At 74.3% G+C, this 22,202-nt stretch carries 18 protein-coding genes; 10 read left to right on the top strand and 8 right to left on the bottom strand.

Annotated features, from left to right (window positions below; genetic code table 11):
* Nucleotides 1-9 precede the first annotated feature (9 nt).
* Nucleotides 10-1,086, bottom strand: coding sequence for an RNA ligase (ATP) (locus ABD385_RS04805; RefSeq protein ID WP_344573678.1), 1,077 nt, complete (start codon nt 1,084-1,086; stop codon nt 10-12).
* A 266-nt stretch (nt 1,087-1,352) separates the two neighbouring features.
* Here ABD385_RS04805 and ABD385_RS04800 point away from each other — a divergent pair, with 266 nt between their 5' ends.
* Nucleotides 1,353-3,530: an NB-ARC domain-containing protein gene (locus tag ABD385_RS04800; protein WP_344573676.1), complete on the top strand. Its 2,178-nt coding sequence runs from the start codon at nt 1,353-1,355 to the stop codon at nt 3,528-3,530.
* 90 nt (nt 3,531-3,620) lie between these two features.
* Here ABD385_RS04800 and ABD385_RS04795 read toward each other — a convergent pair whose 3' ends face one another.
* On the bottom strand, nt 3,621-5,747 hold the full coding sequence (locus tag ABD385_RS04795; RefSeq protein WP_344573675.1) for a CDP-glycerol glycerophosphotransferase family protein: 2,127 nt from the start codon (nt 5,745-5,747) through the stop codon (nt 3,621-3,623).
* 120 nt (nt 5,748-5,867) lie between these two features.
* Entirely contained in the window at nt 5,868-7,484 is a 1,617-nt protein-coding gene (locus tag ABD385_RS04790; RefSeq protein WP_344573674.1) for an FAD-dependent monooxygenase, read from the bottom strand.
* Nucleotides 7,485-8,207: 723 nt separating this feature from the next.
* Here ABD385_RS04790 and ABD385_RS04785 point away from each other — a divergent pair.
* From ABD385_RS04785 to ABD385_RS04765, 5 genes are all read left to right on the top strand, one after another.
* Nucleotides 8,208-9,149 (top strand): quinone oxidoreductase family protein, encoded by a 942-nt coding sequence (locus tag ABD385_RS04785; protein ID WP_344573673.1) that lies wholly within the window; start codon nt 8,208-8,210, stop codon nt 9,147-9,149.
* 87 nt (nt 9,150-9,236) lie between these two features.
* Nucleotides 9,237-10,118 (top strand): IclR family transcriptional regulator domain-containing protein, encoded by an 882-nt coding sequence (locus tag ABD385_RS04780; protein WP_344573672.1) that lies wholly within the window; start codon nt 9,237-9,239, stop codon nt 10,116-10,118.
* A 106-nt stretch (nt 10,119-10,224) separates the two neighbouring features.
* The gene (locus ABD385_RS04775) at nt 10,225-10,674 is read left to right on the top strand and encodes a hypothetical protein (RefSeq protein ID WP_344573671.1); all 450 of its coding nucleotides are present in this window, start codon (nt 10,225-10,227) and stop codon (nt 10,672-10,674) included.
* 41 nt (nt 10,675-10,715) lie between these two features.
* A complete protein-coding gene (locus ABD385_RS04770) occupies nt 10,716-11,357 on the top strand; it encodes a nucleoside/nucleotide kinase family protein (RefSeq protein WP_344573670.1) in 642 nt (213 codons plus the stop codon).
* A 279-nt stretch (nt 11,358-11,636) separates the two neighbouring features.
* Nucleotides 11,637-12,098 carry a type II toxin-antitoxin system PemK/MazF family toxin gene (locus tag ABD385_RS04765; protein WP_344573669.1) on the top strand — a complete coding sequence of 154 codons (462 nt, stop codon included), beginning with the start codon at nt 11,637-11,639 and terminating at the stop codon, nt 12,096-12,098.
* 54 nt (nt 12,099-12,152) lie between these two features.
* On the opposite strand, the gene ABD385_RS04760 is transcribed toward ABD385_RS04765, so the two are convergent.
* The 3 genes from ABD385_RS04760 to ABD385_RS04750 form a co-directional block, all read right to left on the bottom strand.
* Entirely contained in the window at nt 12,153-12,695 is a 543-nt protein-coding gene (locus ABD385_RS04760; protein ID WP_344573668.1) for a DUF1697 domain-containing protein, read from the bottom strand.
* An 82-nt stretch (nt 12,696-12,777) separates the two neighbouring features.
* Entirely contained in the window at nt 12,778-13,377 is a 600-nt protein-coding gene (locus tag ABD385_RS04755) for a methylated-DNA--[protein]-cysteine S-methyltransferase (protein ID WP_344573667.1), read from the bottom strand.
* Between the two features lie 89 nt (nt 13,378-13,466).
* Nucleotides 13,467-14,348 carry a glycerophosphodiester phosphodiesterase gene (locus ABD385_RS04750; protein ID WP_344573666.1) on the bottom strand — a complete coding sequence of 294 codons (882 nt, stop codon included), beginning with the start codon at nt 14,346-14,348 and terminating at the stop codon, nt 13,467-13,469.
* Nucleotides 14,349-14,840: 492 nt separating this feature from the next.
* Between ABD385_RS04750 and uvrB the strand changes: the two genes are divergently transcribed.
* The 4 genes from uvrB to ABD385_RS04730 all read left to right on the top strand — a co-directional run bounded on the left by uvrB (nt 14,841) and on the right by ABD385_RS04730 (nt 20,643).
* Entirely contained in the window at nt 14,841-16,988 is a 2,148-nt protein-coding gene (uvrB, locus tag ABD385_RS04745) for an excinuclease ABC subunit UvrB (RefSeq protein ID WP_344573665.1), read from the top strand.
* Nucleotides 16,989-17,183: 195 nt separating this feature from the next.
* On the top strand, nt 17,184-17,399 hold the full coding sequence (locus ABD385_RS04740; RefSeq protein ID WP_344573664.1) for a hypothetical protein: 216 nt from the start codon (nt 17,184-17,186) through the stop codon (nt 17,397-17,399).
* An 88-nt stretch (nt 17,400-17,487) separates the two neighbouring features.
* Nucleotides 17,488-19,479: a TerD family protein gene (locus ABD385_RS04735; protein ID WP_344573663.1), complete on the top strand. Its 1,992-nt coding sequence runs from the start codon at nt 17,488-17,490 to the stop codon at nt 19,477-19,479.
* Nucleotides 19,480-19,641: 162 nt separating this feature from the next.
* A complete protein-coding gene (locus tag ABD385_RS04730; protein ID WP_344573662.1) occupies nt 19,642-20,643 on the top strand; it encodes a TerC family protein in 1,002 nt (333 codons plus the stop codon).
* A 71-nt stretch (nt 20,644-20,714) separates the two neighbouring features.
* Here ABD385_RS04730 and ABD385_RS04725 read toward each other — a convergent pair whose 3' ends face one another.
* Both ABD385_RS04725 and ABD385_RS04720 read right to left on the bottom strand, forming a co-directional pair.
* Nucleotides 20,715-21,371, bottom strand: coding sequence for an MBL fold metallo-hydrolase (locus ABD385_RS04725; protein WP_344573661.1), 657 nt, complete (start codon nt 21,369-21,371; stop codon nt 20,715-20,717).
* Nucleotides 21,372-21,381: 10 nt separating this feature from the next.
* Nucleotides 21,382-22,122 carry a maleylpyruvate isomerase family mycothiol-dependent enzyme gene (locus ABD385_RS04720; protein WP_344573660.1) on the bottom strand — a complete coding sequence of 247 codons (741 nt, stop codon included), beginning with the start codon at nt 22,120-22,122 and terminating at the stop codon, nt 21,382-21,384.
* Nucleotides 22,123-22,202: the final 80 nt, after the last annotated feature.

The raw sequence follows: 22,202 nt of genomic DNA, 5'->3' as shown, positions 1-22,202 counted from the left end.
ACGGCACGGTCACTCGTACTCTGTACCGCCCTTGCGGGTCAGATAGGCGCCGCTGACCACCTTGGCGATGGCCCGTCCGCCCAGCTCGGGGCTGTAGCGGCCGGTCAACGGACGCACCACCACGCCCTCCCGGAGGTGCACCGCCCGCCCCGACAGCGTTTCGCGGCCCTCGGCCAGCGCCATCACCCGCCGCGCCCCGTACGGCCCGCTGAACAGCGTCGGCACCACCGGAAGCCGTCCGGCCAGCACCCGGTCCAACTCCTGCGGATCCAGCCACCGCACCGCGCCGCCGACCTCCACGGCGAGGTCGAAGGCCGCGTATCCGGGCACGTCGCGCCGACCGTCCGTGCCGTACCCGAGGTCCTGGACGCCGTCGCCGTACACCTCGCCGTAGATCCCGACCCGCGACGCCCCCAACTCCCCGGCCAGCTCCGCGGCGACCCGCGGGAGGTGGTGGCCGCGGACCGCCCGCCAGTACAGGTTGCCGGCGTCCTCGACGAGTGCCAGGCGTTGCGCGCCCAGCCCCTTGGACGTCACCTGCACCCGGTCGTCGCCCGCGTGGTAGGTCAGGCAGCAGGCGGTGCCGTGCACCTTCTCGGTGACCGCGACCGGCTCGCCCTCGGGGAACGCCGCCGGGTACCGCTTGAGGTTCTCGACGTCGATCCACGGCAGCAGGTCGCCGGCCGGCTCGACCTCCCCGCTCATCGAAATCGGCACCGGGGGAACCCACTTCACGATCCCCAGTTCCGCAGCGAAGTCCGCGCCGGCCTCGTGCGCGCCGGCCAGGTCGACCCCGGACAGCGCCCGCGGACGGCAGACGATGCCTTGCGACAGTTCGCCGCGCAGCCGGATCGCCTTGACCCGGTCGGCGGCGGCGCCGGCGAGCTTCCCCGTGAGGCCCAGCTCGGCTATCAACGCTTCCGGGAGCACCGCCTGCTCCGGTATGTAGACGGCGAACTCCCCGGTCCGATAGGCGCCCTTGGCGACCACCGCCCGGTACAGGCCCACCTGTGCGAGCTCCAGCGCATCGGCGTCGGGATGCTCGTGGACCGTCAGTTCCTCGACCGTGACGCGCAGCGTCGACATGCCGTTCCCCCGCTCTTCGTTCCTCGTTCGGTATTTCCGGTTCCGGTTCCGACCGGGTGGCGTGCCGCCCCGCGCCGGGCGACTCCGGCCGGTGCCCTGCACCACTGTGATCGAGCCAAAGTCGCCGGGCGACCGAATTTCGTCGCTGCGGATCGGATATGACCGGGTGGCGGACCGGAGGAGTACCGTCGCTCTGCGTTGTCAGTGGCGTCGAGTAGCGTTTTTCGTGGACGGGATCGACCGATGGTGACCGAGGGGGAGTCGGCGTGAAGGACGACGGGGAGGCGCGCGCCGAGAGCGTGCGGAACGCCTTCAGCGGGACCGCGCACGGACCGGTGATCCAAGCCGGCGTGATCCAGGGCGACGTGCGGTTCGAGGCGGCGCGCCCGGAGCCGCCGGTGCCGCGCCAAGTGCCGGCCGGATCACCGCAGTTCGTCGACCGCGAACCGGTCCTGGCGGCGATCGACGGCTGGGTGGGCGACGGCGGCGGCCTCGCGGTGCTCAGCGGGCTGCCAGGGGTGGGCAAGACTGCGACGGTCCGCAGATGGGCGCAGGAGGAGCGCGGCCGGTTCCCCGGCGGCGAGTTCTACGTGGACTTCGCCGAGCTGCGGGCGCAGGCCGGCGGCGACGTCTCGGCCGGAGTGAGCCGTTGCCTACGGGCGCTCGGCGTCGAGGACCGCTACCTGCCGGACACCCTGGGCGAGTTGACCGGCCTGCTGCGGACCCTGACGGCGGACAAACGGGTGCTGATGGTGCTCGACGACGTGACCGAGCCCGCGCAGGTCCGGGCACTGCTGCCGGGCGCCCCCGGTAGCGTCGTCCTGGCGACCAGCCAGGCGATGCTCGGGGAGCTGCTCGACGACGGCGCCCGTCTGATGCCGCTGGATCCGCTGTCGCCGGAGCACGGGCTGCAACTGCTGCGCCGGCTGTGCGGGCCGGCGCGGATCGACGCGGGCGGCGCGGACGCGGCCGAGCGGATCGTGGCCGGCTGCGCCGGGCTGCCGGTGGCCCTGCACGTCGCCGCCGCACGACTGGTGATGCATCCGCGTTTGACGCTCGCCGCACTGGCCGATGAATTGGCCGACGACCGGCGCCGATTGGACGCCCTGCGCCGGGGAGGGGAGCGCACGGTGTCCGCTGTCTTCGGGGTGGCCTACGCGGGGCTGCCCGCACCGGCCGCCCGGCTCTACCGCCTGCTGGGCCTGCATCCCGGCCGCCACTGGGACGTCGCCTCGGCGGCCGCGGCAGCCGGGACCGCCGTCGTCCACACGGCCGAGCAACTCGACGTCCTGGAGACCGCGAGCCTGATCGCGATGAGTGACGACGGGCGCTACGAGTTCCACGACCTGGTGCGGCTGCACGCCCGTGAGCAGACCGTCCGGGAGGACGACGAGGCCGAGCGCACGGCAGTCGTGGCCCGGGTCGTCGACCATCTGCTCACCCGCGCCGCCCAGGCCGACCTCGCCGTCATGGGCCGCCGGATGCGCATCGGGTCCCACACCGACCGGTTGGGCGAAGCGGACCGGGCCACCGCCTTCGCCGACCGGCAGGAGGCGCTCGATTGGCTGGACGCCTGGCGCGGCGAGCTGCTGTCCGCCCAACAGGCCGCCGCCGAGCACGGCTGGCACCGCAGGGTGTGGGAGCTGGCCGAGGCGCTCACCGCCCTCTTCCTCAACCGCCGGTACCTCAACGATTGGGTCAGGAGCGGGGACCTGGGCGCCCGGCACGCCGCCGAGGACGGCCACCCGGCCGCCGAGGCCCGGCTGCGCACCCTGCTGTCCCGCCCGCTGATGGACCGCGACGAACTCCGGCGCGCCCGACGCGAGTTGGAGACCGCCGTCGCCCGCGCCGACGAGTCCGGCCACCCCCTGCTGCGCGCCTCCGTCCGCGAGTTCTACGGCCGCTACTGGGACCGCTGCGATCCGGCCCGCGCCGTGACGACCTACGAGGAGGCGATGGTCTTCTACCGCGCCGCGGGCGACGAGCGCGGCATCGCCATCGGCCGGTACTTCATGGGCTGCGCCCAGCAGGCCGTCGGCCGCGTGGAGGAGGCCCGAGCCACCTTGCAGGACGCCCACGACGGGTTCATGGCCCTCGACGACCGGCGGATGGGAGCCCGCGCGCTGGCCGCCATCGGGGGCGTCCTGCGCGCCCTCGGGCGGCATGCCGAGGCCGTGGCGGCCCTGGAGGAGGCCGTGCTCATGCTGCGCGAGCGCGGCGCCGTCCACTACGAGGCGCAGGTCTGCGAGACGTTGGCGGAACTCGCCGAGGAGCGCGGTGACCACGAGCGGTGGCGCCGCCATCTGGCACGGGCCCTGGAGATATACGAAGCGGGCGGCGGCCCGCGCGCCGTGCAGCTGCGTCGCAGGCTGGAGGGCGGTGCGGACGGCCCGAAGGGCGGCCTGGACGGCGGCGCGGGCGGCGCGGGCGGGCGCGGGCGGTGACGGGGCCGGAGAGGCGTAGGCGGTGCAGGGGCCGGCACCCGTGGTGCTCGGGGCGCGACGCCGCCGTGGACGTGCGCGCCCGTTGGCCCGTCAGTCCGTCGGGCGCGGTTGGCTCGCCCGGCGGGCGGGGCGGAGTTCCACGTCCTCGGTGCGGTCGCCCAGCGCGAGGGTGGCGAAGCCCGCGAGCGGGCGGCGGGCGCGTACGCAGGCGTAGACGGCGGCCGCCAGGACGGCGGCCTCGTGCGGCGTTCCGGTGGCCGACACCTCGACCGTGCGGCCGTCGCGCAGTCCGACCCGGCAGCCGCGACCGGTGACGGTCGCCGCGGCGAGGAGGCAGCCGGGGTAGCGGGCGAGGGTGTCGTCGATCCACCGGTCGGCGGCCACGGCGGTGTCGGCCGTGGCCCGGCGCACGAGGACGGACGCGCTCTCCGGCCACCGCCGGTCCCACTCGTCATCCGCACAGGACAAGTGGCGGAACGAGCCGTCGGGGGCGTCGCCCTGGGGCATTCCGGTGCCGACCGCGGACGGGGCGGTGGAAGGCGACGAGAAGGCGACTACGGCGGCCGGGATGCGCTCCACCGCTATCCGGGGGCCCTCGGTCTCCCCGGAACCGCCCCACCCCGGAGACCCCTCGGCGGGCGAAGGCACCGAGGGGCCCGAAGCGCCCGGCGAGCCCGGCGAACCCTGCGCACCCCATGAACCCGATGCAGTGAAAGGCCCCGAACGCCTGGCGGAACCCGGGGAATCCTCGACGAGGGAGGTGCGGACGTAACAGGCCGTGGTCGCTTCCGGGCGGTCCTGCGGGACGGGCGGCTCTGGGGCGTGGAGCGGGAGCGGCGCGCCGTTCTCGGGCTCCGGGAGGTGCAGGAGGTCGTAGACGGCGGTGCGCAGTCGTGTCAGGGCGCGGCCGGGCGCGGCGAAGGCGCTCTCCCCGACCTTGCGCAGCCGTTCCAGCGTGTCGTCGGCGGCCCCTCGTCCCAGGCCCAGTGCCCGCTCGACCTGCGGTCGCAGCGGTGCGTCGAGTTGCAGCCGCGGGGCGATCCGGCCCAGCTCCGCCATGGGGGTGCCGGCGACGGCCTCCTCGTCGCTGAACGCCCCGAGCAGCAGGGGCGTGCCGAGCGCCGCGCCGTAGAAGGTGACCGATCCGTGGTCGCCGATCAGCAGGTCGGCGGCGAGGAGCGTGGCCTGCCAGCCGGCGGTCGGCGGAATGGTCAACAGCCCGGCGTCGTGCGCGGAGCCGAGGTGCGAACGGAGGGCGTAACCGCCGTGGGCGGAGGTGATGTTGGGGTGGGTGACCAGGGCGACGGCGTAGTCGTCCAGGGGGAGTTCGGCGAGCAGGCGGGCCGGCAGGGCGGGGTCCCGGCCCAGGACCGAGCGGTCGCGCCAGGTCGAGCTGATCATGACCAGCCGGCGCCCGTCGGTGATGCCGAGCGCCGCACGGTACGTCGCGCGCAGGGCCCGCCCGCCGAGGAGCGCGTCGTAGCACGGGTCGCCGACGAGCAGGGTGCGGCCGGCGGTGGCCGGATGGGCGGCGGTGAGTTGGGCCGCCTGGTCCGGGTGGGAGATTGCCAGTCGGGCGCGACCACTGCGCAGCAGCGCTTCCGGGACGACGCCGGCCAGCCGGTCGCGGTCGCTGCGCGCGTCCGGAACGACCTTGTGGAAGCCGACGCCGTGCGGCAGGACCAGCACCGGGCAGGTGTGGTGCGCGGTGGTGAGGTCGGCGTTCTCGGTCGCCGTGACGATCAGGTCGGGGTCGGTCCGGGCGAACTGGTGCCAGGGCAGCACCCGGGCGCCGACCGAGCGGAGCAGGGCGTGCACGCCGTCGTTGAACGCCGAGGTGGGGTCGAACGCGAAGACCAGGTGGACCCGTGGGTCATCGCGCAGGACGGGGCGCAGGACGTCGAGGACCCGCACGGTCGAGGTGACGGTGCGGGCGACGGCGACCACCAACCGCTCGCCGCGGAACGTCTGCCATCGTTCGGGGTCCGTCCCCACCGGCACGCGCAGCGGGGGGAGCAGCCCGTGCGTGCTGTCCGCCGCAGCCGCGGGCGAGCCGGCCGCACCCCCCTCGACGCCGTCCGCTCCGCCCTGCCCTGCCCTGCCCTGCCCGGCTCGCGGCTCGCGGCTCGCGGCTCGCGGCTCGCGGCTCGCGGCTCGCGGCTCGCGGCTCGCGGCTCGCGGCTCGCGGCTCGCGGTCAGCGTGGTGCTAGCGCGCATCACCGTTATCTGCAACCCCCTGGTGGTGACGTCTCCGGCGGTCTGCCACCGGCGATCGGACGTGTGCCCGGCAGCCACCGTATTTCAGGGCCGATGCCGTGCCCGGTCCAGGGCCGGGCCTCAGGCGTCCCCGGGCCGCCGCCGGCCGCCGTTGAACCGGCCCAACCGCAACGACGCGGGGTCGAAACCGAGCGAGCGGGGCAGCCGGCGGAGCGCCCGTTCGAGTCCGGGTGCGCTCGGTGCGGCCGGGACCGGCGCCGTGGTGAGTGCGGCGGTCGCCGAAGGGGCGCACCGGGACGGCAGCGCGGACGGCACGTCCGGGGCATCGGCGCCCGGTGCGCGCCCCGCGGACGGGGGCGCGGCGGACGCCGGTTGCTGGGTCCACGCCTGCGGCAGGCGGGTCACCGGGACGGCGGGCCGGACCACGTCCACGTAGGCGCGGCAGACCGGCGGCAGGCCGGCGGCCGGGTCGCGCACCCCGTCGAGCGCGCCGCGCACGAAACGGGTGGCCAGCGACGGCCGGGAGGCGCCCGGGCGCGGGGGCCGCGGAGGCTCCTCGCCGGCGGCCAGCGCCCACGGCCCGTCGACGAGACCGCCGACGGCCCGCTGCACCCTGCGGGCCAGCGCGGGCTCGTCCAGGCCGTACCGTCGCAGCGCGGCGCGCAGTTCGGCCGCACCATGGGCGGCGAGGGACAGTCCCTGGCCGAAGTCCGGATTGACCGAGGCCACCGCGCCGCCGAGGGCGAGGAACCCGGTGGGCCAGTTGCGGAGCCGCTCGTAGCGGTGGCGGCGGCTGGAGGTGTCCCGGGTCAGCCGCACCTCGCTCAGCGGCTCGGCCTCGGCGACGAGGTCCCCGATGACCGGGTGGATGCGGTGGGCGAACGGCGCGAAGCGGTCGGCGCGTTCGGACGGCGGCTCGGCGCCGGTGCCGCCGCCGGTGAGCGTGACCAGCCAACGCCCGCCCTCGATCGGGACCAGCGTCGCGGTCCGGGCGGGCGGGAGCGGAGTGCCGTGCGCGGCGGCGTCGCCGGCCGGCCGGCGGTCCGAACGGCCGGTGATCACTGGGCAGTTCCGGGACCCGGCCGGCGCGCGGAAGATGCGGGTGGCGCAGACGATCCCGGAGTCCCGGACGTCCTCCGGCGCGGCGGGCAGCCCCAGCGCCGCCAGCCGGTCCGGGGTGGTGGAGGAACGGCCGGTGGCGTCCACCACGAGATCGGCGTCCAGGCGGTACGTTTCACCGCCGGTGGTGCCCCTGACCCACACCCCGGTGACGTGTTCGGCGGTACCGGTCAACCGTTCCGCCTCCGTGCCGTCGAGGACCGACACCCCGGGGAGCGCCGGCACCTGGCCGCGGACGACCCGGTCGAGCAGATCGCGGGAGCAGGTGAACACGTGCTGCGTGCGGGCCGAACGGCCGGGGCGCAGCGGACCGTTCTCCGACGGCACCACGAGGCGGTGGGCGCCCTCGGCCAGCCATCGTGCGACGGTGCCGGGCAGCAGGTCCTCGATGACCCGGGCGCCGTCCGCCGCCAGGAGGTGGGTGTGCCGGGGCTGCGGAAGGTCGCTGGGCAGCGCGGGGGTCCGCGGCAGTCGTTCCCGCTCCACGACGATCACATCGGCGTGCGCGGACAGCGCCGCGGCGGCGAGCATGCCCGTGAAGCCGCCGCCGAGCACCACGGCGAGGTACGGGTGCGTGAACTGGAGCCCGGCGCTGCTCGTGCTGCTCGACGCGTTCATGAGCGGTCCCTTTCTCGGCGGTGGCGCGCGGGTCCCCGGCGGGGCCCGGCCACGTCCAGAAAGGGCGGAGCGGTGTGGGGCCGGGAGTGACGGCGCGCGGCGGCGATGACGGCGTCGGTGGCGGCGGTGACCCGCGCCGTCAGCGACGGCAGGGAAGCAGACGCGGTTCGCAGGATGCGCAGAGGTGCCGGCGGAAGAGGCAGAGCGCGTTGTAGGTCCCGGCAGGCCGGCGCGAACGCCGGCCTGCCGCCCCCCGATTTCCCCATCATGATTCCCCCTCAGGCCGTGCCCGCCCGACCGCGGTTCGGACCCCGCCCTCCGCCACTCCCCGCCCGGGACTCCGGGCGGGCCGGGCCGGCACCGCTGCCTCGCATGCTGTGCGCTGCCCTTGAGGACGTGGCCGTCGCCTTAGGTCAACGGCGGACACACGTCCGGATCGTAGGCGGCGTCGATCACTTCCGGTAGCCGACGGAGAGTGAGCGATGCGTGGGAGCCACCCGACCTGTACTGCCCGGTAGATCACCACCAAACGGCATCAATAGTGAGAAACGGCATCGAACTTTTCTCGCGACGCGAGAAATCTCCCACGAATCGAGGGTGCGGCTGTGAGCGCTGCTCCTCGAGCGTCCGGAGGGTTGGCGCGAAATGATCGGGGAGCGGCGAGCCGTCCGGTGCCGTGCCTACCCTGTGCGGGCACCGCACCGGAGAACCCGAGGGAGAGTCGTGCGCGCGATCGTCATGCGAGAATTCGGCGGCCCGGACGTGCTCCGGTTGGAGGACGCGCCCGAGCCGACCCCGCGCGCCGGGCACGCACGCGTCGAGGTGACCCTGGCCGGCGTCAACTACGCGGACGTGCACGTCCGCGGGGACACCTACCTCGCCCCGGTCGACCTGCCCTACATACCCGGCAACGAAGTCGTCGGCACGATCGACGGCCGACGGGTCGTCGGACTCACCCGCGGTGGCGGCTACGCCGAGCGGACGCTGCTGCACCGCCGGGTCACCTGGGACGTCCCCGACGCCGTCAGCGACGAGCAGGCGGTCGCGCTGGCCCTCCAGGGCAACAGCGCCTGGCACCTGCTGTTCACCGCACTGCGCCTGACCAAGGGCGAGAGGGTCGTCGTCCCGGCCGCGGCGGGCGGCGTCGGCACGCTGGCCGTCCAGCTCGCGGCCCGGGCCGGCGCCAAGGTCATCGGCCTCGCCGGCTCCGCGGCCAAGCGCCAACTGGCTCTGGAAATGGGCGCGCACGCCGTGGTCGACTCCACCGCCGAGGACCTCACGGAGCGCATCCTGGACGCCGCCGGCGGCCCCGTCGAGACCGCCTTGGAGATGACCGGCGGCGCCACCTTCGCCCGCACCCTGGCGGCCGTCGCACCGCGCGGTCGACTCGCCGTCTACGGCTTCGCCGGCGGCGAGTTGGCGGACGTGTCCACCCGCGAGCTGATGGAGCGCTCCCTCACCGTCTCGGGCTTCTGGCTGCCCCAGCTCTACGGGGACCGCACCGCCCTGCCGACGTCCATGCGGGCGCTGTTCGACGCCGTCGCCGACGGTTCCCTGACCACGCTGACCGGCGCCACCTACGCGCTCGGGGAGGCGGCGCAGGCGCACCACGACCTCGCCGCCCGCACCCCGACCGGCAAGCTCGCCCTCGACGTCACCCGCTGACGCCGAAGGCGCCGGGGGCCGGTCGCCCCGCACCACACACGCCGTGCGCCTTCGGGCGCGGAGCACCGCCAGGGAGGAGAGCACACGATGGGCCATCGCACCGCAGCGTCGCAGTCCACGGCTCCGGAGGCCGCGCAGCACACCGGCCAGGCACGCCGGAGCACGGCCGCCGCCGGCTCCCGGACGCACGGATCCGGCCATGCCGAGCGGGTCTTCCTCGTCCAGACGGCCTTCGCCGAGCTGGGCGGGCACGCCCACGGGCCCGGTGAGATCGCGGAGTTCACCGGCCTGGACGACTCGGTCGTCTACCGGATCCTGCAGTCCGGCATCTACCAGCGGATCTTCGAACGGGTGGACCGCGGCCTCTATCGGCTGCGGACCTCGGCCGCCCAACTCGCCTTCACCGCGCTCGACCACCGCCTCGACGGGGCGCAGACGGTCCTGAGCGACCTGCGCGAGGCGACCGGGAACGGGCTGGTCTTCCTGTACATGGTGGCGCCGTTCTCGGGCGCGCAGCGGCAGTGCGTCGACATGGCCGTCGGCGACTCCGACCTGGCCGAACTCGGCATGACACCACGGGACGTGCTGTCCGTCACCCGCTCCCTGCGCACCGGCGCCTCCGGGCGGACCATCCTCGCCTACCTCCCGGAGGTCCTCCAGCAGCGGGTGCTCGCCGAACCGGTCCCCGACCAGGCCGGGCCCGGCGTCTACCGGGACAACGCCGCGCTGCTGGCCTCCCTCGCCGAGGTCCGCGACCTCGGCCACGCGCTCGGATACGAGGAGTGCATGGCCGGCTGGAACTCCTGTGCCGCACCGATCATGTGGGACGGGGCCATCATGGGCGCGGTGCTGCTGCTCAAGCAGAAGACCGTGATGCCGAAGGCCCCCGACGACGTCATCGAGGCCACCAAGGAGGCGGCGGCCGTACTCAGCCGCCACGGGGCGGCCCGGCCGGGCACGGACGCCTGACGGGGAACCCCGGCGACGCCGGGGCGCGTGACTGTGCACGAGGCGGCTCGCCTCTCTACCGTGGCACCAGGCGCGACACGACGCGCGTGAGGGACGAGGGGGTCCGATGGAAGCGGAACTGGTGGCGCTCGCGGCGTCCGGGGCGACGACGTTGGTGCAGCAGATGGCGACCGACGGTTGGGCCGCGGTCCGCCGGCGGATGGCGGCCCTGCTGGCCCGGCGCCGCGGCGCGGAGGAGGAGGCGGAGGTCGAACGCGAACTGGACCAGGCGCGCGCCGACGTCGTCGCCGCCCAGCAGGACGGCGACGAGGACGTGGCCCCAGGGATGGCCGTGATCTGGAAGGCCCGGCTGCGGCGGCTGCTCGCCGAGGATCCGGCCGCGGCGGCCGAACTGCGCCAACTGCTCGACGAGGTGGCGCCCCCGCAGCAGGCCCAGGCCACTGTGCGGGACGTCAACAACACCCTCAGCGGAACTGCGAGCGGGGTGGTGGTGCAGGCCGGCGTGATCTCCGGTGGCATCCACGGCATCCCGCCCGGCGGACCGCAGCCCCGCTGATCCCGGGCGCCGCGCACCGGCCGCCGCGGCAGAATGGCCGGGTGCGGCTCGAAGCGATCACCTGGGAACGGCTCACCGACGCGCTCGCCGGGCGCGTCGACGGGCTGACGGCGCACGACGGGAGCCCCTGGCTGCGGGTGGCGGTCGACGGGGCTCCCGCCGCCGCCCCCGGCGCCCTCGCCGGGCGGCTCGCCGAGGCGCTCCGGCTCCGGGGGCGGGCGGTGCACGAGGTCGGCGCCCAGGGCTTTCTGCGGCCCGCTTCGCTGCGCCTGGAGTACGGCCGGGAGGACTCGGACGCCTACCACGACGAGTGGTTCGACCGGCGGGCCCTGTGGCGCGAGGTGTTCCAGCCGTTGGAACCGGGCGGCACCGGGCGGGTGCTCCCGGACCTCTGGGACCCGGTGGCGGACCGGGCGACCCGCAGCGCCTACGTACAACTGCCGCCCGGCGGCGTGCTGTTGCTGCACGGCCCGCTGCTGCTCGGGCAGTGGTTCCCGCTCGACCTCGCCGTGCACCTGAAGCTGTCGCCGGGTGCGCTCGCCCGCCGCACTCCGCAGGACCAGCAATGGACCCTGCCGGCGTTCGCCCGCTACGAGGCCGAGACCCGGCCCGAGGAGGCCGCGGACGTCGTCGTGCGGGCCGACGATCCCCGCCGACCGGCGTGGAGCGGCACCACGGACTGAGCGGGCGGCCCACCGGACGCCCGCCCGGCGAACGGGCCCGTCGGGGCCGGCCCCGACCCCGGCGCGCCGTCCCGCACCCCTCGACAACTCCCGCCCGGGGAAGCCTCCTTGGGCCGGTGTGCCGCGCTTCGTGTTCTCGGTCATGGCGATCCCTCCCGGGCAGCCCCCGCGACCGCCCCGCTCTCAAAAACCGTACGGCCGGCCACTGACAATCGACCGGAGACGGCCGAACGCGGGCCGCCCGACGGCGCGTTCACCGCGGCCGGTAGCGTGCGGGGGATGACGACCTCGTTCGACGCAGCAGCACCGCAACCACCCCTGCCCGGCAGCCAGGGACCCACCGCGACCGCGGAGATCCCGCCGCGCGCCGTCGGAGCCGTGGCGATGTCCTACGCCCCCGACCCGGACGGGGACCCCGACCCCGGCGAGATCGTCTGGACCTGGGTGCCGTTCGAGGAGAACGACGGGCGCGGCAAGGACCGACCGGTGCTGGTCGTGGCCCGGGAAGCGACCGGGACGCTGCTGGCCGTGCAGCTGTCGAGCAAGCGCCACAGCGACGAGCGGGACTGGGTGGCGATCGGCGCGGGTCCCTGGGACCGCGCCGGGCGGGACTCCTGGGTGGCCGCGGACCGGGTGTTGCGGGTCCACGCGGACGGGATGCGGCGCGAGGCGTGCGCGCTGGACCGGGGCCGCTTCAACCTCGTCGCCAACCGGCTGCGGGAGCTCCACGGCTGGCGGTGACGCCGGCCGTCCGCCCGGGGGCGGGAGCCGACCCCGGGCGCAGCGGGCGGCGGATCAGGCGTCGGCCAGCGCCAGCAGCTTGGTGACGGTGTTCCAGTTGCGCGCCGTGGCCGTCACCCCGAGTCGGGCCCGGCCGACCGCCTCGGCCAGCTTGGAACGCCCGATGCCCTGCGGACACCACAGGTACAGGTCGCGGCCCACCAGCCGGAACCGGTCCGGTGCGTACGCGTCGTGATCGAGCGCGTCCAGCCGGGCCGTGTCGGTCGGCACCTGCGACAGGAACGTCACGTGCAGGGTCTTGGGCTCCGGGACGGCGAGCGGGAACGGGTTCCCGGCGACGGTGGCGGCCAGTTCGTCCCTGGTCCGCACGAGCACCGGCACCGACAGGCCCAGCTCGGCCGCGATCCGCTCCTCGATCCGCCGGGCGGTCTCCGCCGGCGCCGTCCCCGGGTCGGCGAAGACGAGGTTGCCCGTCTGCAGCAGGACGGAGACCTCCTCGAACCCCAGGGAGCGGGCCAGCTCCAGCTGACGGGCCTTGGGGAAGGCGTTGTGGCCTCCGACGTTGATGCCGCGGAGCAGGGCGATCTGGCGGGGCATGCGCGATCCTTCGGAACGGTGCCGGCCGGCGGCGGGCACGAGGGGCGGACGGGGAGGCGGCCGGGCCGCGGCCCGGCGGGGCTCAGAACAGGGGAGCGGGCAGCACGCCCTCCAGGGCCAGCAGCAGCCGCTTGGCCTCCAGGCCGCCGCCGAAACCGCCGATCCCGCCGTCGCTGGCCACCACCCGGTGGCAGGGCACGACCACCGGGAGCGGATTGGAGCCCATGGCGGCGCCCACCGCCCGGGCCGCACCCGGCTCCCCGACGCGGTCCGCGAGGTCCTGGTAGCCCACCACGCTGCCGTACGGCACGCCGTCGGCCAGGACGTGCAGCACCCGGGCGTTGAAGCCGCCGGACAGCGACCAGTCCAGCGGGACGGTGAAGGCGTGCAGCGCACCGGAGAAGTAGCGGGAGAGCTCGGCGGCGGCCGTCGCCAGGTGCGGCAGCTCCGGCAGCGGCGGCCCGCCGAAGGCGCCTTCCAGCCGGGCCAGCGCCCGCCGGGTCACCCGCTCGTCGGCGTGGAAGACGACCTGGACCAGGCCCTCGCGGGTCGCGGCGAGCAGCAGCGGGCCGATCGGGGTCCCGAGGCGCGTCCAGGCCCAGTCGCGGCGGGGCGGACGGCCCGCCTGCGGGGCGGCGTCCGGTGCCGTGGCGGGTCCTGGGCCGTGCTCTGGGTTCGTCACGGGTCCAAGGGTAGGTCCGGCCACCGACAACGCGGCGGGGAGCGGACCGGGCGGCCCCCGCCGGCCCCGCTCCCCGCCGCGCCCGAGGGTCAGTCGTCCCCGTCGGCCAGGGCCTCGCGCACCACGTCCGGCTTGTTGCTGATGACGCCGTCGACGCCCAGGCCGGCGGAGCCGACCGCGGCCTTGGCGTCGTCGACGGTCCAGGTGTAGAGCTCCAGTCGCCGGTGGTGCGGGCCGCGCAGCGCGTGCACGGCGTCCACGTACGCCCGGGTGACGGCCGTGTGGGGCGGGTTGATCTGGTCGCAGTACGCGGCGTACTTGGGCAGGTCGGTGACCGAGGGGTTCCCGAGGAAGCCCGTCTTGATCGCCGGCTCCAGGCGGTGGACCTTCTTGATCGCGTCGGCGTTGAAGCTCTGGACGATCAGCCGGCTCTTGACGTGCGCGCCGTTCAGCCAGCCGTCGTGGCGCAGCTCCCGGAGGGCCTGCCGTTCGATCCCGGGGTAGAGCTCGGGGTTCTTCAGCTCCATCAGCAGCCGCTGGCCGTTGTGCTCGACCTCGTCGAGGTAGTCCTCGAGGGTCGGCACCCGCTCGCCCTTGAACTTCGCGTCGTACCAGCTGCCGGCGTCCAGCTTCTCGATCTCCCGGAGCGTGAAGTCGCCGACGTTCCACGGGGAGCGGTCCGGGAAGACCTTCTTGACGTTGGTCGTCCGCGCCAACGAGGTGTCGTGCAGGACGACCAGCTGGCCGTCCTTGGTGCGCTGGACGTCGTTCTCCACCCAGGTGATGCCGAGCCGGTGCGCCGCGTCGACCGACGCGAGCGTGTTCTCGGGCGCGTACGCCGCGGCGCCGCGGTGGCCGACCACCACGGGGGGATGCTCGTGGGCCGCGGCCTGGGCGCCGCTGGCGGGGAGGACGAGCGCGGACAGACCCAAGAGCGCACCGGCGAGGGCAGCGACGGGGCGAATACGCATACGGACTCCTCGTGACGTCGTGAGGGTGGACTGACGTGAGGTGAGGTGGGGTGAGGTGAACGGGGAGGACGGTCAGACGGAGGCTCGCAGCCGGGCCGGAGGGGGAGAGGGACGTGCGGTGGCCGGGCGCTGAACGGGAAATGGCCGTGTTCCGTGCGGAGCGTCGCAGGTGCAGGATGCCCGGAATGGCCGTGCAGCAGGCGTACGTCCCGACGTCGTCCAACTTGCCGGAGCAGCGGCTTCTGCGCATCTCGGCCGACGGCGAGTCACCCCTCGTATGTGTGACCGTTTTTGCCGCCCGCGCCCCGGGCATACCTTTCCGGCTGGCCGCGACGCGCCCGGCCCCGGCCAGGACGACCCGCGCGAACCGGCGGAGCGCCGGCGGCGCCCAGGCGACCGGACTGCTCGCCCACCGCTCGGCACCCCGCAGGAAACCGCAGGTCAGCCCCTGTGCGGCACCGATTGTCAGTGGCGGGTCGTACGGTGGATCCCATGCGGCCCGTTTCGAAGATCGAACGCACGGTGGCGCCCTTCGAGGTCGTCAGCTCCTACCAACCCAACGGCGACCAGCCGGCGGCCATCGCCGAGCTCGACCGGCGCATCCGCGGCGGTGAGAAGGACGTCGTCCTGCTGGGTGCCACGGGTACCGGCAAGTCGGCGACCACCGCGTGGATGATCGAGAAGCTCCAGCGCCCGACGCTGGTGATGGCGCCCAACAAGACCCTCGCGGCCCAGCTCGCCAACGAATTCCGCGAACTGCTGCCCAACAACGCCGTCGAGTACTTCGTCTCGTACTACGACTACTACCAGCCAGAGGCGTACGTCCCGCAGTCCGATACGTACATCGAGAAGGACTCCTCCATCAACGAGGAGGTCGAACGGCTGCGCCACTCCGCGACGAACTCCCTGCTCACCCGGCGGGACGTGATCGTCGTCGCCTCCGTGTCCTGCATCTACGGCCTGGGTACGCCCCAGGAGTACGTCGACCGGATGGTGCCGCTCAGGGTCGGCGACGAGCTCGACCGGGACCAGCTGCTGCGCCGCTTCGTCGAGATTCAGTACACCCGCAACGACCTGGCGTTCACCCGGGGCACCTTCCGGGTCCGCGGCGACACCATCGAGATCTTCCCGGTCTACGAGGAGCTGGCCGTCCGGATCGAGATGTTCGGCGACGAGATCGAGGCGCTGTCCACCCTGCACCCGCTCACCGGCGAGGTGATCAGCGAGGACCAGCAGCTCTACGTCTTCCCCGCCAGCCACTACGTCGCCGGCCCCGAGCGCATGGAGAAGGCCGTCGCCGGGATCGAGGCCGAGTTGGCGGACCGGCTCGCCACCCTGGAGAAGCAGGGCAAGCTGCTGGAGGCCCAGCGGCTGCGGATGCGCACCACGTACGACATCGAGATGATGCGGCAGATCGGCTCCTGCTCCGGCATCGAGAACTACTCGATGCACATGGACGACCGCGAGCCCGGCTCGGCGCCCAACACCCTCCTCGACTACTTCCCCGAGGACTTCCTGCTGGTCATCGACGAGTCGCACGTCACCGTCCCGCAGATCGGCGCCATGTACGAGGGCGACGCCTCCCGCAAGCGCACCCTCGTCGACCACGGCTTCCGGCTCCCGTCCGCGCTGGACAACCGGCCGCTGAAGTGGGAGGAGTTCCTGGGGCGGGTCGGCCAGACCGTGTACCTCTCCGCGACACCCGGCCCGTACGAACTCTCCCGCAGCGACGGCTTCGTCGAGCAGATCATCCGGCCGACCGGCCTGGTCGATCCGGAAGTGGTGGTCAAGCCCACGGACGGGCAGATCGACGACCTGGTGCACGAGATCCGCAAGCGCACCGAGAAGGACGAGCGCGTCCTGGTCACCACCCTCACCAAGAAGATGGCCGAGGACCTCACCGACTACTTCCTCGAACTCGGCATCCAGGTCCGCTACCTGCACAGCGACGTCGACACCCTGCGGCGCGTGGAGCTGCTGCGCGAGCTGCGTTCGGGCGAGTACGACGTGCTGGTCGGCATCAACCTGCTCCGGGAGGGCCTGGACCTGCCGGAGGTCTCCCTGGTGGCCATCCTCGACGCCGACAAGGAGGGCTTCCTGCGCTCCGGCACCTCGCTGATCCAGACCATCGGCCGGGCGGCCCGCAACGTCTCCGGCCAGGTGCACATGTACGCCGACAAGATCACCGCGGCGATGGAGAAGGCCATCGACGAGACCAATCGCCGCCGGGAGAAGCAACTGGCGTACAACAAGGAGAACGGCATCGACCCGCAGCCGCTCCGCAAGAAGATCGGCGACATCGTCGCCACCCTGGCCCGCGAGGAGATCGACACCCAGGAGCTGCTGGGCAGCGGCTACCGCAAGTCCGGCGACAAGGATGGCAAGGCCAAGGCGCCGGTCCCGTCGCTCGGGGGGAAGGCCGGCAAGGCGGGCAAGGTCGCCAAGGGCAAGGGCGGCAAGGGCGGCGAGGTCCTCACGGACCGGCCCGCGGCCGAACTCGCCGACACCATCGAGGAGCTGACGGAGCGGATGCGGGCGGCCGCGGCAGAGCTGCAGTTCGAGGTCGCCGCCCGGCTGCGGGACGAGGTCAGCGAGCTGAAGAAGGAGCTGCGGCAGATGAAGGAGGCCGGACTGCGGTAGCGGGGGTGCGTGACCGTGCCCGCCGTGCCCACCGGGGGCGACGGCGGGCGGGCGGAGCGTTCCGAGGCGGTGCCCCGGTGTGTTGCGGATCCGCCACAGGCGGCGGGATCCGGCGTGCTCCGCCCCGCCCGGGTGCGTAGGGTCGGCAGAGTTCGCCGGCGCGGCGGACGCGGACGGGCGAGGAGGGGACGGCGGGTGTCGGTCAACGCGTCCACGCGGCAGGCCATCGGTGGCGCCGCACGGGTCGTCCGCGCGGCGGGCCGTGCGACCGCCGACCGCCGGCTGACCGCCCTCGACGCCCCCGCCGTCGACGCCCCCGTCCTCGACGCCCTCGCCGTCGACCGCACCTTCGCAGACCCGGCCCCGGACCCGGCCCCGGAGCCGCCGCCGGCGAGCCGCCCGCACCCGTAGGCGCCGCAGCCGCAGCACCGATGAGCGACCGGGTCCGACACGCACCCGGCATCCCACCCGACCTGCCACGACACACAAGGGGACGACGATGACGGCGGAGCTGGTCCGGGGGCAGAACCACCCACTGGACGGCACCCGTGTGGAGATCCGGATCGCGGCCGACGGGCCCGTCCTGGTCGGGGTCGCGCTCGGTGACGAGCAGGGCCGGCTGGCGGGCGCCGAGTCGGTGGTCCATCCGGGCGCCCGGCGTCGGCCCGGCGTCGAGGTGCCCTCCGAGGCGGCCGCCGAGCAACGCATCGCGGTCGACCTCGACGCGGTGCCCGCCGCGGTGCACCGGCTGAGCGTGCTGCTCGCGTTGCCGGGCGGGCCCGGTGCGCCCGCTGCCTTCGGTGCCGCGGCCGCGCCCTCGCTCGTCGTGGCGCGGGCCGACGGCGCCCCCCTCGCGGCCTACGCCGTCACCGGCCTCGGCCCCGAATCCGCACTGGTCGCCCTGGAGCTGTACCGGCGTCGGGGCGCCTGGCGGATCCGCGCGGTCGGCCAGGGCTACGCCGGCGGACTGCCGGAGCTGTTGCGCGACCAGGGACTGCCGCGGGCCGCGGAGCTGGCCGCCGAGATCGAAGCGGCGGCCGGACCCGGCCGCGCACCGGTGGCATCGGCGCCCGACCCGGTGGCGGCGCACCACCTGGAGCGGCCGGCGGCCGAACGCACCCCCGGCGCCCCGGCCGCGGGCCCCGACGCCCCGCCCTCCGGCGATCGGGTCGACTACCGCCATCCCGGACGCTCCACCGCGCCCGCGCCCGCCCCGGGGCCCGGGGGCGCGACGGCGTCCGCCCCGTCCGCGTCCGGCCCGCCTGCGCCCGCCGGCGGCCCCGGCGTCCCGACCGCACCGGTCGCCGGCGACGCCAACGGCTGGAGCATGGAGGAGCGGCTCTACAACCAGGTCCGCGGCATGTTCGAGGACCTGGCCCGGTCGGTCGCGGCGTATCGCAGCGCCACCGGTTTCGCCGCCTCCCGCCTGGAGCGCGAGCTCGACGAGGCGCTCGCCGACCCCGCCACCCGGCTGGGCGGTGCGGCCGAGGCGACCCGGGCCGCCGCCCGGGACCGGCACACCGACCTGGTCGACCGGGCCCGCGCCGTCCTCGACCGCGACCTCGCCCAGCTGATCGCGGAGTCGGCGGTGGTGGAGCCGGCGCTGCCGCCCGCCCTGGCCCGTTGGGACAACCCGGTGTGGCAGGGCTACGAGGTCCCCCAACAGCACCCGATGGCGGTGCGGCTGGGCGATCTGCACCTCCCGGAGGCCCCCGGTCTGCGCATCCCGATGCTCGTCCGGCTCCCGCTGGAGCGCGGACTGTGGATCGACAGCGGCCCCGGTCCGTACCCGCGCGCCGGGTACGACCCGGAGCGGGAGTTCGCCCGCCGGGAGCTGGGCGGTGCGCTCACCGACGCGGTGCCCGACGAGGCCGCGCTGGGGCGGCTGGCCCTGGAGACCGCCGTGGCGGTCGCCGCCCGGCTGCTCGCCGCCCATCCGCCGGGCGCGTTCGCGGTCCAGGTCGTCGACCCCGCCGGCGCGGCCGGCCCGGCGCTCGCCCCGCTGCGGGAGAGCGGCCTGCTGCCCGCCTCCCCGGCCACCGGCGCCCCGGGCGTGGCCGCGGTGCTGGAGGCGCTGACCCGGCGGGTCGACCTCCTCCAGATGGCGGTGCGGCACCGCGCGACGGAGGCCCTGCCGCCGGAACTGGACCCGGCCGAGCAACTGCTGATCGTCCACGACTTCCCGCACGGCTTCGACGACCGCGGGCTGAACCAACTGCGCTACCTCGCCGACGAGGGCCCGGCGGTCGGGGTCCATCTGATGATGGTCGCCGACCGGGAGCGGGCCCGGGAGTTCGGGCCGGTCCTGGACCCGCTCTGGCGTGCCCTGTTGCGGCTCACGCCGGTGCCGGACGTCCATCTCGCCGACCCGTGGGTCGGCCACGCCTGGACGTACGCGCCGCCGCTCGCGCCCCGGCGCAGTGAGGTGCTCCGCCGGGCGCTGGACCGTGTCGCGGCGGCCCGACCGGCCGCGGATCCGGAGCCGGGCTGACGCCCACCAGCCCCGTCAACCGTTCGGTAAACCGCTCCCCACCAGCACTTTTAGCCTTTCCTTTGCCATTTAATGAACTTGCTTTACCCTTCTGTGGAAGGGGTGCAGAAATCCCCGGCAGCAACGACGCTGTGAGTGCCGTACGACTCTGCCGGAGGAGCAGTGGACGTTTCCCTGAATCTGTGGGTGCTGACCATCCTCGGTCTGGGCGCCCTGATCGCCGTTGACTTCTTCATCGGCGGGCGCAAGCCCCATGAGGTGTCCCTCAAGGAGGCCGGCATCTGGACCGGTGTCTGGATGGCGCTGGCCGTGCTGTTCGGGCTCGGCCTGCTGGTCTTCGGCGGGGGCGCGCCGGCCGGCGAGTTCTTCGCGGGCTTCATCACCGAGAAGTCGCTCAGCGTCGACAACCTCTTCGTCTTCGTCCTGATCATGAGCAAGTTCGCGGTGCCGGCCGTCTACCAGCAGCGGGTGCTGTTGGTCGGGGTGCTGATCGCCCTGGTGCTGCGGGCCGGTTTCATCGGCGCGGGCGCGGCGATCATCGCCAACTTCTCCTGGGTCTTCTACCTCTTCGGGGCGTTCCTCATCTGGACCGCCTGGAAGCTCATCCAGGAGGCGCGGGGCGACCAGGAGGACGAGGAGTTCGAGGAGAACCGCTTCCTGAAGGCGGTCGAGCGGCGCTTCCCGTCCACCGACCAGTACCACGGGACCAAGCTGTTCGTCGTCGAGAACGGCCGGCGACTGATGACCCCGATGCTGATCGTCATGCTGGCGATCGGCACCACCGACGTCCTCTTCGCCCTGGACTCGATCCCGGCGATCTTCGGCCTGACCCAGGACCCGTACATCGTCTTCACGGCCAACGCCTTCGCCCTGATGGGCCTGCGGCAGCTGTACTTCCTGCTCGGCGGACTGCTCAAGAAGCTGGTCCACCTCTCCTACGGCCTGTCGGTGATCCTCGGGTTCATCGGCGTGAAGCTGGTGCTGCACGCCCTGCACGAGTCCGGGGTGCCCGTCCCGGAGATCAGCATCCCGGTCTCCCTGGGCGTGATCTGCGCGGTGCTGGCCGTCACGACGGTGACCAGCCTGCGGGCCTCCCGGCGCCAGGCCGCGGCCGAGGAGGCCACGGCGGACGCCGACGGGGCCGGGGCGCACCCCCGCCCGTAGGCGCCGCGGAGAACGGCACGGGCCCGGTGGGCGGAGAACACCCACCGGGCCCGGTGCCGGGCGCGCGGTCGTTACCAGCCGCGCTCCCGCCACTCGGCGAGGTGCGGCCGCTCGGCACCGAGCGTGGTGTCGCCGCCGTGCCCCGGATAGACCCACGTCTCGTCCGGCAGCCGGTCGAAGAGCTTGGTCCGCACGTCGTCGAGCAGGCTGGCGAACCGTTCGGCACTGCCCCAGGTGTTGCCGACCCCGCCCGGGAAGAGGCAGTCCCCGGTGAAGACGTGCGGGTGGCCGTGCGGGTCGTCGTAGACCAGCGCGATGCTGCCCGGGGTGTGCCCGACCAGATGACGCGCGGTCAACCGCACCCGGCCGACGGTGATCGTGTCGCCGTCCTCGACCGGGACGTCCGTGGGCACGGGGATGCCCTCGGCGTCGTGGCGCCCCGCGTACGTCCGGGCGCCGGTGGCGTCGACGACCTCGCGCAACGCGCCCCAGTGGTCGCCGTGCTGGTGCGTGGTGACCACGGAGGCCAGGCCGCCGTCGCCGATCAGGGTCAGGAGCGTGTGCGGCTCGGCGGCCGCGTCGATCAGCAACTGCTCGTCGGTCGCGCGGCACCGCAGCACGTACGCGTTGTTGTCCGTCGGACCGACCGCGACCTTCGAGATCATCAGGTCGGTCAGCTCGTGCACGTCGGCCGGTCCGCCGACCTTCACTGCTCCGCTGTAGGTCATGGCACCAACTCTAGAGCGGCGGGATGACCGGCAGCGTCGCGCCGGGGGTGTCCAGCTGGCCGCCGTCGGACCGGCCGGTCAGCCAGCCGACCAGGTCCGTCGGCGCCCCGCCGACCACGACCGCGGCGGCCGGCGCGCCGTCGGGGGCGTCCCGGCGCCCGGTGCGCCACCGACGGCCGTCGTCGGCCCGCAGCTCCAGCGCGGGCAGGTCCGGGTGTCCGGCGAACTTGATCTGGGTGAGGAAGTCCAACTCGCTGTCCACGAAGGCCGGCGGCAGCTGTTCGACGGCGTACCCGACGCCCAGGTCGACGTGGTGCAGTTCGACCTCGGCCAGCCGGCGCAGCGCGAGCCGGTCGGCCCGCTCGACGACGCCGTTGCGCATCTCGACCTCGTACGCCCTGCGGTCCTCGGGCAGGGCCTGCGCCGCCGCCTCGAAGCGGGCCGCGCTCTCCTGGAAGTCCTCCAGGTGGGCCGCCAGCGGACGGTCGGCGTCGCGCTCGATGTCGCCGTCCCGGGCCGCGGTGCTGGCGTACATCGGGGTGCGGACGCCGGTCCGCGCCCACGTGAGGAGGTTGACCAGGGCGTCGGCGTTGCGGGCCAGGTGGGCCAGGACGTGACCCCGGGTCCATCCGGGCAGCAGCGACGGCTCGCCGATCGCGGCGTCGTCGAGCTTGCCCAGGGATACCAGCAGCCGGTCGGTCGACTCGTGGACGGCGGACACGTGGCGCGGGAAATCAGGAGGGTTGGTCATGGCCCGACGCTAGCGCCGGGCGGGCCGGTCCGGGAGTCGTACGGAGGCATTCGACGGTGAGCACGGGGTGGTGCTGGTGG

The organism is Streptomyces lunalinharesii (assembly GCF_039532155.1).
Lineage (GTDB): Bacteria > Actinomycetota > Actinomycetes > Streptomycetales > Streptomycetaceae > Streptomyces > Streptomyces lunalinharesii.
Note: the sequence above shows the minus strand (reverse complement) of the source record. Positions and strands in the feature narration are given on the sequence as shown.